This window comes from Streptomyces sp. NPDC001606, from assembly GCF_053596835.1.
Map to the genome: position 1 here is coordinate 1 of NZ_JBSFHC010000015.1, position 17284 is coordinate 17284.

Genomic DNA, 17284 nt, shown 5'->3' on the forward strand with positions numbered 1-17284 from the left:
TCAGCCCGTACCGGACCGTGGAGCTGAACGGGGTGCCGATGACCCCGGCCCAGGCCTACGCGGCCGCGACCAAGATCCCCGACTCCGACTCCTGAGCAGAGCCCCTGCTCAGGGGCTGGCGACGTCGAAGCCGTACCGGAGGGGTTCCTCGGTGACGCCGTAGTCCAGGCGGTAGACGTACACGCTCTCCGCGCGCACCCCCGGCGGTGCGCCCGGCGGTGCGGCCTCGGCGGGGCACGGATACGTCACCTGGATCACCCGCGGCCGATGGGACACCTTCATCCGCATGCCGTCGGCCGGCCCGCCGGCGAGCACGGCGGTCTCCCAGGCGCCCTCGGCGGCGCGGTCGGTGGTCACGTCGGTGGTCTCCACACCGGACAGTTTAGGTGTTGCGCAAGTCGTCGGCCGGGTCTCCGCCGAGCAGCCGCAGCACGTCCCGGAGGGTGTGCTCGAACACCGGCTCCGAGTCCGTCAGCGCGAAGTCCAGGTGCCCGAACACCTCGATGGACACCATGCCGTACAGGCGCGACCAGGAGAGCACGACGATGTACAGCGCCTCCAGGGGCGGCTGTTCGGAGTCGATGTGCTCCCGCACCTCCGCCAGCTGGCGCAGCCACTGTGCATCCAGGGTGCCGGGCTCGGGCAGCGGCAGCGTGCCCGCCCGCCAGAAGTCCAGCATCAGCTCCAGGAAGACCCCGCCGAAGCGCCAGGCGGCGGCATGACTGGGGTCCTCGGGCCCGTTGCCGGAGTCGGGCAGCGGCTTGCTGAACACGAGGGCGAACTCCGCCCTGTGATCCAGCGCCCAGGACCGCAGCGCCCGCGCCGTGGCACTGAAGCGGCCCTGGAGGGACTGGTCGGGGGCCTGGTCGCGGGCGTGTTCCAGGGTGGCGGCGAGTTCGTCGTAGACCGCGGCGGTGAGGGCCTGGACCAGTTCGCGGTGGTCGGCGTAATAGCGGTACAGGCCCGGAGCGGTCATGCCCATCTCGCGCGCGATGGCGCGCAGCGAGACCGCGGCCGGTCCCTCGGCCACCAGCAGCCGGCGCGCATGGCCCAGGATCTCGGCCTTCGTCTCGGCGCGCTGCCGCTCCCGGGCCTCCTCCCGCTGCCGGGCCCTGCGGGTGGTCGCCGAGGCGATCTCGCTGCTCACGGCTGCGTCTCCTGGTTCCTCTGCGGCTCCGCCGACCGGCCCGCCCTTGACAACGTTAACGCCGATCAGCTCTAGTAAACAGCGTTAGCTAACGCCGTTTACTGAACGGCGTCCACACAGGGGGAGTCGCTGTCATGCGGACCACGATCGTTCTGACCTACACCGTCACACCGGCCTGGCTGGCCCTGTCCCGCGAGGAGCGGAACGCGCTGACGGCCGCCCATGTCCAGCCGCTCTTCGCCCGGTACGCCGACCGCGTCTCGGCCCGCTTCTTCGACGCGGAGGCCTTCACCGCGGCCTTCTCCGACTTCGCACTGCTGGAGACGGAGGACCTGCGGGCGTACTACTTCCTGATCGAGGAGCTGCGCGACTCCCCGCTGATCGCGCAGGGCTACCTGGTCATGAACGACGTCTTCATGGGCGTGGAGGACGGCTTCCGGTCGTACGAGGAGCAGGCCGGCCTCGTCGCGGGGGCGACGGCCCACGCCTGACCGGCCCTCCCGTGTGGTTGTCAGGCGCTGAGCGTGCCGGTGGCCAGCAGGCCGAGCAGGACGGCGCCGATGACGATCCGGTAGATCACGAAGGCGTTGAAGGAGTGCTTGGCGACGAACTTCAGCAGCCAGGCGATGGAGGCGTAGGCGACGACGAAGGACACCACGGTGCCGACGGCCAGCGGGACGGCGCCCACCCCCGCGCCGAGGGCGTCCTTCAGCTCGTAGATGCCGGCGCCGGTCAGGGCCGGGATGCCGAGGAAGAAGGACAGCCGGGTGGCGGCGACCCGGTCCAGGTCCAGGATGAGCGCGGTGGACATGGTGGCGCCGGAGCGGGAGAAGCCGGGGAAGAGCAGCGCGAGGATCTGCGAGCAGCCGACCCACATCGCGTCCTTGAAGGACGTGTCGTCCTCACCGCGCTTGTGCCGGCCCATCTGGTCCGCGCACCACATCACCACCGACCCGGCGATCAGCGAACCGGCGACCACCCACAGCGAGGCGAGCGGGCCGTCGATCAGCGGCTTCGCGGCCAGGCCCACGACCACGATCGGGATGGTGGCGGCGATGACCCACCAGGCGAACTTGTAGTCGTGGTGGTAGCGCTCGTCCTTGTTGGTCAGCCCGCGGAACCAGGCGGTGACGATCCGCCTGATGTCCTTGAAGAAGTACAGCAGTACGGCGGCGATGGCGCCGACCTGGATGACGGCGGAGAACCCGACGACGGACTTGTCGTCCACCGGGATGTCCATGAGCCCCTCGGCGATCTTGAGATGGCCGGTGGAGGACACGGGGAGGAACTCGGTCACCCCCTCGACGACGCCGAGGACGACGGCCTGACTCACACTGATCGCGCTCATGGGATCCACTTCGGGAGAGAGGGCCGGTGCCCGGCCTCGCATGGCACACTCGGAACAGCAGCTTTTACGCGACTGTAAAACTTTTACGCGACTGTAAAAGGCGGAGGGAGGCGAACGCAAACCCATGGCCATCGATGACCGGTCGGCCGGCCGTCGCCCCAACGGGCAGCTGGAGGCGGAGATCCTCACTGTGCTCCAGCGGTCCGGGAGCGCGCTGAGCGCCGGACAGGTCATGGACCGGCTGGACGACGACCTGACGTACAGCACCGTGATCACCGTACTGAACCGGCTGTACGACAAGCAGGTCCTCAGCCGCACCCGCCACGGCCGCGCCTATGTCTACGCCCCCGTCGCCGACGAGGCCGGTCTCGCCGCCCGCCGTATGCAGGGCGTCCTGGACGAGCGCGGCCGCGACCGGGAGGCGGTGCTGTCCCGGTTCGTGGACGGCCTGTCCAGCTCGGACGAGGAACTGCTGCGCCAGCTGCTCGACCAGGGACCCGGACGGTAGGCCCGGCCCCCATGCACCTGGCCGTCTATCTCCCCCTGCTGCTTCCCCTGCTCGCGTTCCCGGGCGCGCGGATGCTGACCGAGCACTGCGAACCCCGGCTGGCCAGCTGGCTGTCGGCCGGTTCCGCCCTCGTCCTGGGCGCCGCGAGCACCCTCTCGCTCGCCCTGCTCGCCTCCACCTGGCTGGTCCGCAGCCCACTGCCGGCGTTCCTCGGACACCGGCCGCTCGGGCCGGCCGGGCAGGACCTCCCCGCCCGGCCGCCGGTGGCCGTCGCCGCCGCGGCACTGCTCGCCGTCGCGGCGGTCGGTGTGCTGCGGCTGCTCGTACGACGCGTGCGCGCGCTGGCCGCCGCCACCCTGGACGCGGCCTGCATGCCCACACGGGACGGGACGGTGATCGTCGACGACCCGGCACCCGACGCGTTCGCCCTGCCCGGACTGCCCGGCCGTATCGTCGTCTCCACCGGCATGCTCCGCACCCTGGACCGCGCCGAACACGAGATCCTGCTGGCCCACGAACGCGCCCATCTCACCGGCCACCACTACCTGTTCGTCGCCCTCGCCCAACTCGGCGCCGCCGCGAACCCGTTGCTGCGCCCCCTGGCCCACGCCGTCACCTACACCCTCGAACGCTGGGCCGACGAGCACGCGGCCACGGCCACCGGCGACCGGAGCCGCGTCGCCCGCGCCGTGGGCCGGGCGGCCCTGGCCACCCGGCACTCCCAGGCCCGCGGCGGCCTCCCGCCCGCCGCCCTCGGCCTGCTGGGACGCCGGCGGCGGAACCCGCTCCGCGGCGCGGGCCCGGTCCCGCGCCGGGTGGCCGCCCTCCTCGCCCCACCCGTGACCCACCGCCTGCTGCCGGCCCTGGCCACGGCCCTCGTCCTGACCGCGGCCACCTGCTCCGTCGCGGAAGCCGCCCACGACCTGCACCGCCTGCTGGAACAGCTGCGGGCACTGCAAAACTGACGACCGGCCCCGACGCGCCCGGAGCTACCGCCTGCACGCCAGTCGGTCATGGGCCCACGGTAGGGATCGGCACGCCGGGAGACCACCGAACATCCGAGGCGACCAGGCCAGCCCGCACGTGGCCGTGCACCTCAGGGGCCGAGCACGCCCAGCGCGCCGAGGACGAGGCAGACGGTCCCGAAGAGGAAGAACCCGCCCACGGCGATCACGGCCGCACCGAGCCTTACGACGCCCGGGCTCCTGCTCTCCTGCGGTACCAGCGAGCCCGACGCCCTCTGCCTGAAGTCGAGATACGCAGGCAGCTGTCCGGTCCGCCGCAGCATCCGTCCGACGCTGATGAACGCTATGCCGAAGACCAGCGCGAGCGCGCTCGTCTGGAGCTGGTAGGCCGGGTCGTACGGACCCGAAAAGCCAATGACCACGAAAGTCCCCCCCAGGACGCGCCAGGCAGCCGGCGCTGCCACCGCCGACAGAAAGAAGCACCCCATCCTGCCTGACGGCTGGCCCTTGGACCTGTTCGTTTTCGAAGTAACTGGGGCGGGGTTTCTGCCTCGGGTGGTCCTGCCTTCGGCTGCTCTGAGGGTCCGCAGACCTCCGCCTTCATCCGCCGCTGAGCGTCGGCGTTGTCACGCAGGTCGACGTCCACCGCCGCGGCTGCGGCTCACCTCTTGCGGCGCTTGCACGCCCCGCCCTCTTCTTCAGCTCGGCTTTGCGCAGACGCAGGGGAGGGCTCATGGCTGGGGACACCTGGGTCCCAGGCGCACGCGGTCAGTACACCCAGCGCATCTCCTTGATGTGCACGCCCTCCAGCTGAGTTGGTGGGGAGCTGTGCGACGGAAACTGAGACGGCCCGTCCGGCGGTCGTTGTCAGCGGACACGTCTAGTCTCCGTTCATGAGCATGATCGGCCAGTATCTGCGTGTCACGGCTGCCGAGCTTGATCGAGCGATCCAAGATCCCGGCTGGGCTCTGGACTTCGCCGAAGAGGTCCAGGATGCGGAGGAGGAGACGAGACCTGCGCCGGCCGAGGCGCGCCACTTCAGTACGGACAAGGCCTGGGACGTGCTCCGCTTCCTGCTGGCGCGCGCAGAGTTCCCCGTGAACGTGATCCACGGTGAGGAGCCGTTCGCCGAGGATGAGGACTGGGGCTACGGGCCTCCGAGGTACCTGCGGCCCGAGCGGGTCGCGCTCGCGGTGGAAGCTCTGCGGGCTATCAGCTATGACCAGCTCGTCAGCGGTGTGGATCCTGCCGAACTCACCAGCGCCGAGGTGTACCCCCTCGGATGGAGCGAGCCTGGTGCACTGGAATGGGGTCGTCACTGGTACCACGGCCTCACTCAGTTCTTGGAGGTTGCTGCCGGAGCGGATGACGCGGTGCTCGTCTGGTTGGACTGATAGGCAGTCACAGCGGTGAGACCCCAGCTTGGGAAGCTGAGGGCATTCGGGGTAGCTGCGGGTGCACTCTCACAAGACGGTCCTGGAGGAACTCGGGACCCCACCCAAGCTCATGGATGAACGGATGGGGCACGAGGATGGCTCGGTGCACAAGCCCGCTACTCGCACATCACGGCGCGGATGCGGGACCGGCTCATGGACGACCTGACCGAGCAGTGGGAAGAGGCGTTGGTGGCGCGTTCTGCCATGCACCCGCGGTCACCGGTGCGCGCGCTCGATGCACTGTTGAGAGCGCGTCAACGGTGACGTCCGGGGAGTCGATTTCCTTGATCCACTCCCCGTTCACTCCCCAGACGCCCTGCGGAACGAGTCAGGGCCGGTTCTCCGTGAAGGAGAACCGGCCCTGACCTGGTGTTGCGGCTGTCGGGGTGGCGGGATTTGAACCCACGACCTCTTCGTCCCGAATGAGGGTCGGGCGTGATCGACACCGGCTTGTTTGCTGTTTTGCCTGGTCAGGGCGTTGGGGTGCGGTGGTCTCGGGTGGTCTTGAAGGGGCTTGGGGAGCGGGTTGGCTCCCAGATGGCTCCCAGCGGGACCTCAGCCAACGGCCGCTGAGTCCGCGTTTCGCGCCGTGTCCGCGGAGGCCGACGAGGCGAGCAGGCTTACGGATCTACGTGTCACAGAGGGTGATGATCCTGGGCGGCTGTTCGCCGGACCGGTCAGGGCAGCCCAGTCCTACCTGGAGACTGGCAGACTGCGATTGTGATACGCGAACCAGCAGAACTGCAGATCGATGACGACGGCCGTGTGTCCCTGCCGCTGGGGCTCCTAGCGGAGGCGGGCCTGGATGCAGGCGGCCGGATCCTGGCGTTCAGCGACGGCGACGGGCGCATTGTGCTGCAGCGAGAGGCAGACGCCTTCAAGGCACTGCTGCAGGACGGGACTCTGTGAGTGGAGGTCCCGCCGCCGCTAGGTCGTGTTTTAGAAGTCGGTGACCTGTCTGGTTGGCCGTCCGGGGAAGTGGCGGGCGGCCATCCAGATGGTGAGGTCGCGGGCGATGTCGTTGATGCTCGTCGCCGTGGTGACCTCGTGCTCGTGGCGGGAGGCGTCGCGGCGGACGATCTCGTAGCCGCCTTCGTCCAGGACGGCCACTGAGGCGAACCACACTGGATCGTCCTCGTCGGGCTGGACGACCACGAAGGTGTTGTCGGAGTCGTTGAGGTTGCTGATCATCATGAACAGCGCGTCCTCAGAGGGGTCGTCGATGCGGTCGCCGTTCTCGCTGTCGGCACCGTAGTACTGAGCCCCCATCGTTGCCTCTCCCTCGCCCGGTTCACCCTGGTCGCGGTCAGCATGGCACGTCGAACCGACAGCTCAAGCCGGTCATAACCATTCGCCGATCGCGGCGATCAGAACGGTGGCTTCGAAGCGGACGGCAAGTTTGTCGAACCGGGTGGCGACCGCCCGGTTGCGCTTGAGCCGGTTGATCCCGCATTCGACCGCGTGCCGGGCCTTGTAGTCCTCGCGGTCGAACGCCGGAGGCCGCCCGCCGGCCTTCCCGCGCCGTTTGCGGTTGGCGGCCTGGTCGGCGGGCTCTGGGATCGTGCAGCGGATTCTCCGCTTGCGCAGGTAGGCCCGGTTGGCGCGGGAGGAGTACGCCTTGTCGCCTCGCACTCGCAGTGGGCGGACACGGGGACGGCCGGGTCCGGTGCGGGGAACTCGGATGCCTTCCAGGATGGCGGCGAACTGAGGACTATCACCACGCTGACCTGCGGTGACCAGCAAAGACAGCGGCCGTTGGCCTTGTTCGCAGGCCAGATGGATCTTGGTGGTGAAACCTCCTCGGGAACGGCCCAGACCGTGGTCGTCGGGCTCCGTGCGGGTGCCGCCCGGCGGTTCTTTCTGGGCCTGCCCGTCGCGGCGGGCGCCTGCGGCATGCTGATGGGCCCGGCAGATCGTGGAGTCGACGTTGACCTCCCACGTGATCAACCCTGCCGCATCCGCCCGAGCCTGCAGCCCGGTCAGCAGCACAGGCCAGGTGCCGTCACGTTGCCAGCGGCGGAAGAGTCCGTAGACCGTCTGCCACGGCCCGTACTCCGACGGCAGATCCCGCCACGGAGCACCAGTTCGTACCCTCCACCGGATCCCGTCTATCAGCTTCCGCCGCCCCAGCGACGGCCGACCCAACACCGCGACCGGCAGCAACGGCTCCAGCACCGCCCACTGTTCATCAGAAAGATCCCCTCGCCCCACATCGAGATCATCACGGCACGGGACGAGGAACGGAGCCGACTTTCAAAACACGCGCTAGGCCACTCCCGTCGCAGCGATCGGGGATCGCCGGCGTGACCGGGTGGCGTCGGTGAATGCGAGGCTTGTGGCTGCCCGCCCCCACCACGGGGAAGCGCCGAGAATGGAGCTGGACGGATAGGAATGGGTCCTCGCCAAGCGGGACGACCCGGAGGAAGCTGTCCCTAAGCTGCTGGAGATATGAGCGAGCAAGGACTACCAGAAGCGTCGGCCGAGCAGTGGACACCGCCGGAGGGGTCGTGGGCGTCGTCGGCCGCGAGCCGGCGGAGCATGCTTGGCAACCGGAGCCGCGATACTGCGCCCGAGCTGCTACTCCGCTCCCTTGTCCACGCCGCTGGACTGCGCTACCGGGTGGCTGCAAAGCCGCTCCCGAAGATGCGCCGCACAGCCGACATGATCTTCCGCCCTGTGAAAGTCGCAGTCTTCATCGACGGCTGCTTCTGGCACGGCTGCCCGGAGCACTTCGTGATGCCCAAGACGAACCGGCCGTACTGGGAAGAAAAGATCGGCCGGAACATCCAGCGCGACCGGGACACGGACAACCGCCTCGCGGAGGCAGGCTGGCTGGTGCTCCGCTTCTGGGAACACCTCGAACCAGAGGCGTGTGCCGCGACTGTCATCGAGGCAGTGGCCGCCCGGCGGCAGGAGGTCCAAGCCTCAAAGCATCCGAGGAATACCTCCTGACCGTCGCGTCGCTGGCGGCAGCGGTCATCTGATCTTCGCCGGGTTCAGCGAGAAGAGCTCGTGCCGTTGGTGGCCTTCTTGGCCCCTCTGCGAGATTGAGTTGATCATACGTGGCGGGGTCTGGTCAGCTCCCGTCATAGGCCACCTGCAGTCGTATGGTGCCCTTCGCCGTGTGCAGAAAGGCGTCGCCCTGTCCGGCCAGAGCTTCGGCTCCAGTCTCGTCCAGAATGATGCGGCTGTCGGTCGCCGTCTTGACCCGCAGGGCGAGTTGGGCAGGGAAGTTTGAGCGGATAGTCGTCGAGATAACGTCCGCACTCGGTCGCTGCGTTGCTGCGATGACGTGGATGCCCGCAGCGCGGGCCTTCTGCGTCAGGCGCTTGAGCAACGCTTCGATTTGCTTCTTCTCTTCGGGATCGCTGGTGAGGTCGGCGTACTCGTCCAGGACGATGACGATCCAGGGCTTTCGGTCTGCTTTGTCGACCTTGGCGTTGTACTCGACGAGCTTGCGTGTGCGGATCGCCTTCATGTCCTTGTAGCGCACGGCCATCTCGTCGACGGTTTCCTCAAGGATCTCGATGGCGTCGGCGGCGTCCATACCGATCATGCCGTCAAGGTGAGGGTCGTCCTCGAAGTCGACCAGCTCGGTGCCCTTGGGATCGACGAGGCGGAGTCGCAGGGTGCTCTTGTCGTACCGGACCAGGCCCTTGAGGATCGTGTCCAGGGCGACGGACTTTCCTGATCCAGTAGTGCCGGCCACCAGCAAGTGCGGGGAGTCCGCGGAGGACAGGTCAATGGTGACGGGGTTGCCTTCGATGTCGGTGCCCAGCGGGGCGATAAGGCTCTCAGGATCGGCCGGGCACCGCTGCCACAGCGCCTTGGCGTCGACCCCGTACTTCTCGTCGTCGATCTTGGGGATCTCGAAGAGCACGGAGCCGCGGTCGCTACGCGTGCGAATGCTGAACCCGGAGGGCAATGCCAGGGCCAGGAAAATCTCGTCGCGTCGGTTGGTCAGCTTATCCACGGTGACGCCAGGACTGGGGATGAACCGGAAGATGTAGAAGCCGGGTCCTTCCTGCCACTTACCGACTTCCGGGGCGGTGACCGCGACCTTGTGGCGGGCGAAGACGTCAACCACCTTGTTGTATCGATGCCTCAGCTCCTCCTCGGAGAGCCCACCGCGGTCAGTCTTCAGAGGGACAGGACCTACCTCTGCGGCAGGACGACGCGCAACTACCGATCCCGCCAGAGAGGTTGGCGCGGCCACCAGGACACCCTCAACAGGTGCCGTCGGTTCTTCCGGGATAGGCAGTTCGACGGGAATACCCATTGAGGAGGTCTTGACGACATCGTCGGGGACCTGAACCGCCCCACTGAGGTGCCCAGAGACAACAAGGCGGTCGGCATTGGTGGGGTCCTGATTGGCGCGCAGAGCGCCGATGAGGTTCAGCAATTCCTGCTTGTTCAGCCTCACCAGGGTGTGCTTGCCGAGGCTTCCGACCGCGGGTGCCGGCTGGTCGTCCTCGGCTGAGATGGCCACGGCAACGCCGGTAACTTGACCGAGCTGGACATCCTCGGAGCGTAGGGCGTCAAGGACCTTCGCCTCGACCTGACGGTGGTCGTCATTACCGATCAAGGTGCGAGCTGGAAGGTCTGCGGCCTGCAGGGCGTTTCCACTGGTCTGGGCGATTGCGGCGGCAAGCTCGTCGAGCCAGAAGGGGCGGTCGTGGCGAGCCTCGCCGTCCGAACGGAAGGCATCCTCACACAGGTCGGTGGTGCGGTTGAGTTGTTCCTCAGCCGAACCGACGTCGAAGGTCTGGCGAAACTTGGACTCAGCGACCAGGACATCCAGGCGAACCGTGCCGTCGTCCTGGATGGCCAGCACGAACCTGCCCAGATCGGCACGGGTTTTCTGTCCGCGACCGAACCAGCGGTGGTGCTCGTCGAAGCTGATCCAGGTGACCAGGCTCGTACCCTGTCGAGAGACGGGAAACTGCTGATCGATGACAAATCGCGTCGCGACCAGGCCCACGACTTCGTTGACCGTGGTGCCGATGCCGAGGGAGCGCAGCACGGCGCCAGGGGCCACGTTGCGGCCGACCTCGTAGATTCGCTTAGCGGTGCCTTCGGAGTCCTGCGGGGTGACGACGCCGATCTGCTCCAGGCGGCGCCGCAGTCGCTGGACGACGAACTGCCGACCGGTCTGCGAGCTGACGATGAGAGTGTAGGACTCGTTCTTGCCGACACTGGGCTTGACGAGGATGACGTCAGGGCGGTTACGCAGGGCATCGATCTGCTCACGGCCTATGAAGCTGTCGAGGGTGACGACCCAATGGGCCACGCGATGCAAAGTGGCGAACAAGTTTTGGTGCTGGTCAAACTGCACCTGCATCTCGAAGTAGTCGATGCCGTCGACACTCTCCCGGGAGACCGGGGAACGGCGGTCGTAGCGCACGCACAAGGTCGACCAGGACTCAAGAGTCTCGTCGGCGGTCTCGGGCAACAGCGCTCTCACGACGTTCTCGCTGGTCTGAGCCAGGTTGTGTGAAGCTGGGTGCTTCCAGGGGTTGAAGGAGCCCGACAAGGACTCCTTCTTGGTGCTCTCCTTGATGCTGGTCTGGGTACCGAACAGTGCCGGAGCCAGGGCGAGGTCGATGGAGTCTTCTAGCCCTGACAGGTCTGCTTCCTGGTCGGGCTCCCACGCCTGCAGGATGAGTTGGACGTCGGGCAGGAAGCTGTCCTCGGACATCTCCGCACCGGAGAAGTGCAGGTCGAAACCCTGGATGATCTCGTGATGGGTGGCCTGGGGAGCCAGCACAACCAGATCAACTTTCAGACGAGGGTTCTTGGCCCGCATCTGCTTGGCCACGCGCATCGGCAGGACAGGGTCGCCGTTGCGGTCCAGGAGCAGCACGCGTAGGCCGTCAAGCTTGTGGGGGTAGGTCGTCAGGTAGTCGGTGATGACGCGGACCATCTCGTCGATCGCCGTCTCGTCGACGCTGGAGAGCCATTCCTTGGACTCGTTGCCGCTGAGGCGGACCGGGGCGTACTCCTCGTGCCCGGCTGATTCGCGCATCGGGATGGCGATCGTGCCGCCGGGCCCGACGAGGACCGCCGGTGTCCCATGTGGGGAGATACGGTCGATGGCGTCGAAGAAGAGATCCTCGTTCTCTTGGTTGAGACTCAGACCTCCCTCCCTGTTCAGGGCGGTCTCGATGCTGCTGGCTGCCTCCGCGTAGTTCTTTGCCAGCCAGCGCAGCTTCAGCGGGTGGGTGGCCAGCATCATCATGCGGTGATCGGCCAGACCGACGACATCGGTCAGGACGACGGCCTCAAGGTCTGGGTTCGGAGCGTTGTCGGGAACCAGAGTGGTGCGAGCTTCGCGGAGTATGCCTTCCCACTCGCGTACGTAATCGTTGATCTTCCCGGCGTCAAGCCCGTCGGAGAACCGCTCGAAGTGCTCCAGCTTGAGGCGCTCGAGCTGACCCGCGAAATGTGATGCAGGGACAGGCACAGGCTCGTCGACCTGCCACTGCCGGGGGTCATTGAACTTCTCGAGGAAGGTGTCGAAGGTCAGATTGCTGGCATGGCCAGGGGGGTTTCGCCAGCCGTGGATCAGGCCCGCCAGTGCGATCTGCCCCGGGATGCCCAGGGGGTCCCAGCGAAAGCGTCGCTGGGCGGCGCCGTCCATCTCGACCAGGATGCGCAGCGGGGCCCACTCGGTGTTCGGGTCAAACGGCTCGTCCTCCTCCGGCAGGGGCGGCTTGGTCAGGTCCAGCAGGCAGTCCTTGACCTCCAAAGTCAGGCGAAGGCCGGTGGAGTCCTGGATATCACGCAGGGTGCGTGCGTACAGGAAGGCGAACAGCCAGCGGCTCCACTGCCCTGCTTCCTGGTTGCCTTCAAGCCCGACGACGACGGAGCCTTCCTCTTCGTCAGAGAAGTAGGTCAGCTCGCGCAGCAGGGCACGCAGTGGATCCTGGACGAACTGAGAGTCCGGGAAGGCAAGCTTCTCGACTTTGCGGCGCGACCGCTTGGACAGCAGGTCGGCCAACGGCTCGGCCCCACCAACGGGAGCCTCGTCAAGGAATCGCTGTGCGGCTTCCTGGTCTCCGCGATCAAGCGCATCTTCGATCATCATGGCGTCGAACTCGTCGACCCGATCTGCGTCGGCCCTCTCGATCTCCTGCCGGACCTGCTGGCCTAGACCGATCTTCTTGGACTTCTGCTCGAAGACTTCGAGCCAGAGGGTCAGATCCTGCTCGCGGCGCAGCTGACGAGAATCCTGCGGGGTAGAGCCACTGCGATTGAGGTTTAGTACGAGGCTGCGCATACGCGTCTTGGCAGTCTCGGAGTCCGTACCGATGTGGTCCAGGGACTCGTCGCTGAACTCGGTCGCGGTGATGCGGTCTATCAGGTCGTCCTCGGTGATCTCCTTGCCGGTGGGCTGCTTGAAGGCACTGACCGAGACGTTCTTCTTGATTCGGGCCGGCAGCGCGGCGGGCTTGATGAAGAGTCCTCGGTCCGGGAAGAGGTCAAGAGCGGGCAAGGCTGCAGAGATCTCGGGGTAGACCACGTCAGGGGTGTGGACCCGAGTTGCTGCGACCTTCTGCGCGGTCTCGACCAGGAAGGCCGCCCAGCGGTGCAAGGACCGGGGCTCCTCATCGGTGACGGCACGCCAGATCTGCGGCAGAAAGTCGACCATCAGGGCCGGAACGGTGCCGCTGCCACCCGCCTCCCGCCAGGCTTCTGCCATGAACCTGTCGAACCCGCGCTCGCCAGAGGCGTCGTGGTAGTCGCCCAGGACCGTGGCATCGTCCAGGGCATTCATGGCCGCCAGCCCCTGTGCGTCCGGAGACTGCCCCCACTCGAAGAGCAACACCGCCTTACCCTGTCCCGAATTTCGCCACTTGGTCAGCTGGTCCTGCGGATCCAGGAGGTAATCAACAGGTACGCCTTCGATTGGCTCTGAGGTGCCGACCTTGACGACAACCTGACGATCCGGCGACTCCAACAACCTCTGGGCCGTTCGACGGAGAGCCTCGGCCACGGTCGGCCGGTCGAACCCGCTGACTCGCAGGACGGCACGGGCTCCGCTGATCTCAGTGACCTTGCGGAGTGCTTCGTCGGCGACGAACCGACCGAGCGCTCGGATGCTGCTGTCGGTCACCGGGGCTCCCCTCGAACCATGCTGGTTGCATCTGAATATTGAGTGAGCAGACCGATAGCGGCCAGCTTCTCCCGGAACGCCTTGCCGTTGTGGTCAAGGACCGATGGGTCGACCTCGTAGGCCAACGGGCTCGCAGCCGCGACCTTGTTCTCCACCACGAGCCCGTACTTCTCGTACAGCAGCGCGCAGAACTGGTCGAACTCCATCTCCGTTCCCTGCGGGACAGTGGCAGATACCAAGCCCTCAAGCATCGGCGGCTTCATGGTGAAGTGCCGGCGCCCAACCGTCGCGTTCAGGGCTCCCACAGCAGCGAGGGTCTCGCTGAAGAATGCTCGAGGCGAGCCGACCGCGTTGCCGGCCTCCTTGGTGAATCTTTCGTAGCGGCGCTTTCTGACCTCGTCGCCTTCGGCTTCGAGTTCGTCGATCATTTCCCGAGCCTGGACGTTGATCGCGTTGACGATGTCATTGCGGAAGCCGGTGAGGTTCTTCTGCGATTCCCTGCGCAGCGGGGTTGCCTCGTTGCCGAAGTCCAACAGGATCGACTCGCGATTGGTAGCACCGAGCTTCGTGCGTGCGAGGTGCAGCTGGTGGCGTGCCAAGCAGTAGGGGACCCAGTGCATGAGGCTCTCGGTGCGCTTGGCCCTGGGGACCGTCGCGATCCGAGTGACGATGTTGCGGGTCCCTTCCCTCAGCAGATCAGGCCACGGGCTTAGATCCTCGTACAGCTTGACTTCTGCGTCTGAGCCCTCCACGGGCGCTTCGTCGTAGTCGAAGTCGTGCGCGCTGAGGGCCTTGGCAAGGTTGCCCAGCGGGGTGCCGCTGTCCTGCACGAGGTCGTGCAGGCCCTGTCGGGTCGCTTCCTTACGGTCAGGATCAGGGTCGGTGCGCAGGACTTTGTATGCCCAGCTCCCACCATCGCGGAAGAGGTAGCGCTCGATACTCGGAGCGTTGATGCCAGCAGCGACCTTGCTGGCCTGCTTGCGCTTCTTGGCGCTCTTCTTGGGGGAGGCGTCGATTTGCTTGATTCGTCGTTCGACTGCGTCGTAGTGGATGAGCTCACCGACGAACGGATAGATGTGTGCGCCGAACCAACTTGGCTGGCTACGACGTCCAGGGATCTCAACCAACAGGGACGAGAACAGGGCGTGGAGCGTTTCCATCGTCTCGGGAGAGTCCAGCTCGACGGCCTTGCTGAGTTCCTCGTCGCCCTCGACGATGCGGGCCTTGGTTGCGATCCGCCGGGCCAGGTCGTGCGAGGTCCTCTTGTAAGCCGTGGCGGCTCCGTTGTCCAGGAGCCCTGGGAACCTCTCCGGGTCTTCCTGATGCGCCAGGTAGACGCCGCGGGCGATCGCGAGCATCTCAAGCGGGACATAGAAACCGCGGCCCTGCCCTTCGAGATTCACCCCGAAGAGGCGAAGGACGACCTCGGCCTTGGAACGATCAGCCATCACGCACGCACCGACCTGATCTTGTCGCCGACGTCGATCATGAGCTTCCTCATGATGTTGCCCACCAGCACCTGGATCTCGTCCTCCTTGTTCGACGAGTCAGCCAGCTCTGCCAGGGATCCACTCAGACCGCGGATCTCTGCCTCGTGCTGGACCTCGCTACGCAGGCCCGCGGCCCACCGCGTCAGCAACTCGAAGCGCAGAAGGTCCGCCTCCACCGAGACTGCGTCCTGGTCAGGTGCGACGGCCGGGATACGAATGTAGATGGCTCGGTTGAGCCACTCGACGGCTTTCTGCATCTCGGGGGTTGCGCCCGTGCCGGCTTCCCTTTGCCACTGGGCGACCTGGTCGACGACCTCAACGCCCTTGCTGGGTACTCGCCGGGAGATTACGGCGGCGCGGGCACGGTGGGTGAAGAAGGCGGGGTCAAGTATGAAGAAGTCAGGGTTGCTCCCCGCCCGGTGGATGCCCTGGACGGCCTCCAGGCCCTTGAGGAAGCGGTCTCGCACCCTGGTGTCTGCCGGGTCCCGGTTCTTGTCCTGGACACGGACGAAGTCGTCGCCGGCCTGCAGGCTCATGCGGGCGAACCGGTCCGTGTCGTCGTCACTGTTGAAGAAGTCAGCTCGTCGCAGGAACGTGTACAAGCCCCGCAACTGCTCGGCCTGCTTCTGGACGTCCCGATTCGTACGGACCTTCTGCAGATAGCTGTTGGCGTCCGCGGGAGGGAAGTCGCCAGCCGTGTCCGGGTCCAGCCGGTCGTCGACCTGGCGACGAGAGACCTTGCCCGGGTCCAGCTTTCGTAGCGCGAAGAAGGCAGGAACCAGATGACGTTGTTGCTGGGTCAGCCGGTCGCCGAAGATGGCCTGGTGGTACAAGTGGGGAGCCTGCCACAACCTATTCGAGTGCGACCGCTGGTACTTGGCATGGACGTTCTCGCAGGACAGGCCGCCGGTGAGCATGTAGCTGGTCACCGACAGCGCCTGGCGTGTCGTGATTACGGCCCCGGTGCGTTCGGCCGCGGCGAACACGTCCCGGATCGCGGCCCGACGCTGAGGCCCGCGGGTAAGATCGTTTAGTTCGTTGCGGTTGGCCAGGATCGGGCAGACGTTCCGTGCATCACAGGTCTCGCAGGGCTTCCACCGCGACCATTGGTTCGTCGTCCACTGCTTCAGGACCCAAGGGATGAGTCCGCCGTTGTCACTGTCAGCCGCTACGGACTGGTAGTTGAGGTTGATAACAGTGACTGTGCCATCGGGGTCGGTGACCTGCCCCCGGACTATGCCTTCCGTGAGGGTCTTCACCAGAATCTTGGCGCGCCCGGTGCCGCCTTTGCCCAGGTTGTCATCTTCAGCGACGCACTTGCGTAGTTGGCCCTCGTTTGCGCAGATGATCGCGATGCCCTCGTCCGGAGGGTCAAGAAGCTCCACGAGTTTGCGAGCGCCCGCCTGCGGGCTGAGCTCGCTGAGATCGCTGAGGATGTACAGCGGGCGTCCGCTACGGGTCCGGCCGACAGGGCGGCGGGCGTCTCCGGCCCCGGACAGCTCGAGGAAAACTGCCTTCCGGACATCTGCTGTGATCGTCTCGTCACCGGCCCGCAGCTCGGCCAGAAGGCTGGCGCACAGGCTCGTCTTGCCATGCCCGGCGTCCCCGGTGAGCACGATGGTCTTCGTGGTCGGTCGCTCGATGGCGTCCAGCAAGTAGTCCAACGTCACAACGGGGAACAGCGACTGCGTCCAGTCTGCCTGCAGCTCGTAGATCATCTCAGAGGTGTCGGCGTCGAACGGCTGGTAACGACGTATCCGTTGGACGTGTTTGTTGACCTCTAGCGGCATGCTGCTGTCCTTCATCGACCGGGCCGGGAGCGCTGCAAGATTTTATCCGCTAGCGCTTCTGACGGTAGATCAAATGGACTGTCTCGGCGCCTAGATACGTCTGGCGCGTCAGAGCGTGACTGTGTCGCGGACCTCGGGGTCCGTGATGCCCGTGCTTGGTGCTGTGGTGCTTGATGTTGGCTGCGATCGCGTTGAGGGAGCGCGGGGCGTCGGCCTTGTCGACTCCGTGGTGGCAGCAGCGCCGTAGCTGATGGCGGTTGATGAGCTGGCTTACGTGCCCAGTGATGCAGGAAGGTCAGGTGTGGAACCGTCGCGATCGGCACTTCAGGCGGCACTTAGGTGGCGGTCTACCACGCGGGCTCACCCTTGATCGAGTACGATGACCGCTCGTTCCGCCGGTTCTACAAGCAAGTGCAGAGGGGGTCACACGTGGGTGAGCGGCACCCCTTGCGGGCCAAGCGGCGGCCGAAGTTTGAGCAGGGTG

14 protein-coding genes and 2 pseudogenes are annotated in these 17284 nt (G+C 66.3%); 7 read left to right on the top strand and 9 right to left on the bottom strand.

The genetic code is table 11. The annotated features are described in order from the left end of the window. Window positions 1-108: 108 nt before the first annotated feature. Complete coding sequence (locus tag ACWCV9_RS25080; protein ID WP_450789721.1) at window positions 109-372, bottom strand: hypothetical protein; 264 nt, start codon at window positions 370-372, stop codon at window positions 109-111. Between the two features lie 10 nt (window positions 373-382). Beyond that, window positions 383-1147: a TetR/AcrR family transcriptional regulator gene (locus ACWCV9_RS25085; RefSeq protein ID WP_450789723.1), complete on the bottom strand. Its 765-nt coding sequence runs from the start codon at window positions 1145-1147 to the stop codon at window positions 383-385. A 134-nt stretch (window positions 1148-1281) separates the two neighbouring features. On the opposite strand from ACWCV9_RS25085, the gene ACWCV9_RS25090 reads away from it, so the two are divergent. After that, on the top strand, window positions 1282-1638 hold the full coding sequence (locus ACWCV9_RS25090) for a darcynin family protein (RefSeq protein WP_450789725.1): 357 nt from the start codon (window positions 1282-1284) through the stop codon (window positions 1636-1638). A gap of 20 nt (window positions 1639-1658) precedes the next feature. Here the strand turns inward: ACWCV9_RS25090 and ACWCV9_RS25095 are convergent, their stop codons facing one another. After that, complete coding sequence (locus ACWCV9_RS25095; protein WP_450789727.1) at window positions 1659-2495, bottom strand: undecaprenyl-diphosphate phosphatase; 837 nt, start codon at window positions 2493-2495, stop codon at window positions 1659-1661. 124 nt (window positions 2496-2619) lie between these two features. Here ACWCV9_RS25095 and ACWCV9_RS25100 point away from each other — a divergent pair, with 124 nt between their 5' ends. Together ACWCV9_RS25100 and ACWCV9_RS25105 are read left to right on the top strand one after the other, a co-directional pair. After that, on the top strand, window positions 2620-3003 hold the full coding sequence (locus tag ACWCV9_RS25100) for a BlaI/MecI/CopY family transcriptional regulator (RefSeq protein ID WP_385846870.1): 384 nt from the start codon (window positions 2620-2622) through the stop codon (window positions 3001-3003). Window positions 3004-3014: 11 nt separating this feature from the next. Then, window positions 3015-3968, top strand: a complete 954-nt coding sequence (locus ACWCV9_RS25105; RefSeq protein WP_450789729.1) for a M56 family metallopeptidase — start codon at window positions 3015-3017, stop codon at window positions 3966-3968. A gap of 131 nt (window positions 3969-4099) precedes the next feature. Here the strand turns inward: ACWCV9_RS25105 and ACWCV9_RS25110 are convergent, their stop codons facing one another. After that, window positions 4100-4390, bottom strand: a complete 291-nt coding sequence (locus ACWCV9_RS25110; protein ID WP_450789731.1) for a hypothetical protein — start codon at window positions 4388-4390, stop codon at window positions 4100-4102. A gap of 471 nt (window positions 4391-4861) precedes the next feature. Between ACWCV9_RS25110 and ACWCV9_RS25115 the strand changes: the two genes are divergently transcribed. From ACWCV9_RS25115 to ACWCV9_RS25125, 3 genes and pseudogenes are all read left to right on the top strand, one after another. Beyond that, complete coding sequence (locus tag ACWCV9_RS25115) at window positions 4862-5362, top strand: YfbM family protein (RefSeq protein ID WP_450789733.1); 501 nt, start codon at window positions 4862-4864, stop codon at window positions 5360-5362. Between the two features lie 64 nt (window positions 5363-5426). Then, window positions 5427-5668 (top strand): annotated as a pseudogene (locus ACWCV9_RS25120) (LacI family transcriptional regulator); the annotation flags it as partial. Window positions 5669-6124: 456 nt separating this feature from the next. Continuing rightward, window positions 6125-6313 carry a hypothetical protein gene (locus tag ACWCV9_RS25125; protein ID WP_125505105.1) on the top strand — a complete coding sequence of 63 codons (189 nt, stop codon included), beginning with the start codon at window positions 6125-6127 and terminating at the stop codon, window positions 6311-6313. A 30-nt stretch (window positions 6314-6343) separates the two neighbouring features. Here the strand turns inward: ACWCV9_RS25125 and ACWCV9_RS25130 are convergent. Together ACWCV9_RS25130 and ACWCV9_RS25135 are read right to left on the bottom strand one after the other, a co-directional pair. Continuing rightward, window positions 6344-6717 (bottom strand): annotated as a pseudogene (locus ACWCV9_RS25130) (hypothetical protein). 28 nt (window positions 6718-6745) lie between these two features. Continuing rightward, on the bottom strand, window positions 6746-7615 hold the full coding sequence (locus ACWCV9_RS25135; RefSeq protein ID WP_450789735.1) for an IS5 family transposase: 870 nt from the start codon (window positions 7613-7615) through the stop codon (window positions 6746-6748). Between the two features lie 237 nt (window positions 7616-7852). On the opposite strand from ACWCV9_RS25135, the gene ACWCV9_RS25140 reads away from it, so the two are divergent. Beyond that, complete coding sequence (locus ACWCV9_RS25140; RefSeq protein ID WP_450789737.1) at window positions 7853-8356, top strand: very short patch repair endonuclease; 504 nt, start codon at window positions 7853-7855, stop codon at window positions 8354-8356. 124 nt (window positions 8357-8480) lie between these two features. On the opposite strand, the gene ACWCV9_RS25145 is transcribed toward ACWCV9_RS25140, so the two are convergent. From ACWCV9_RS25145 to ACWCV9_RS25155, 3 genes are read right to left on the bottom strand one after another with little or no spacing between them, the layout of a single operon-like run. Next, a complete protein-coding gene (locus ACWCV9_RS25145; RefSeq protein ID WP_450789739.1) occupies window positions 8481-13520 on the bottom strand; it encodes an FtsK/SpoIIIE domain-containing protein in 5040 nt (1679 codons plus the stop codon). After that, window positions 13517-14968, bottom strand: coding sequence for a hypothetical protein (locus ACWCV9_RS25150; protein ID WP_355532406.1), 1452 nt, complete (start codon window positions 14966-14968; stop codon window positions 13517-13519). Before ACWCV9_RS25150 ends, ACWCV9_RS25145 begins: the two co-directional genes overlap by 4 nt. Then, window positions 14968-16800 carry a hypothetical protein gene (locus ACWCV9_RS25155; RefSeq protein ID WP_450789742.1) on the bottom strand — a complete coding sequence of 611 codons (1833 nt, stop codon included), beginning with the start codon at window positions 16798-16800 and terminating at the stop codon, window positions 14968-14970. The genes ACWCV9_RS25150 and ACWCV9_RS25155 overlap by 1 nt, the downstream gene beginning before the upstream one ends. Window positions 16801-17284 lie beyond the last annotated feature (484 nt).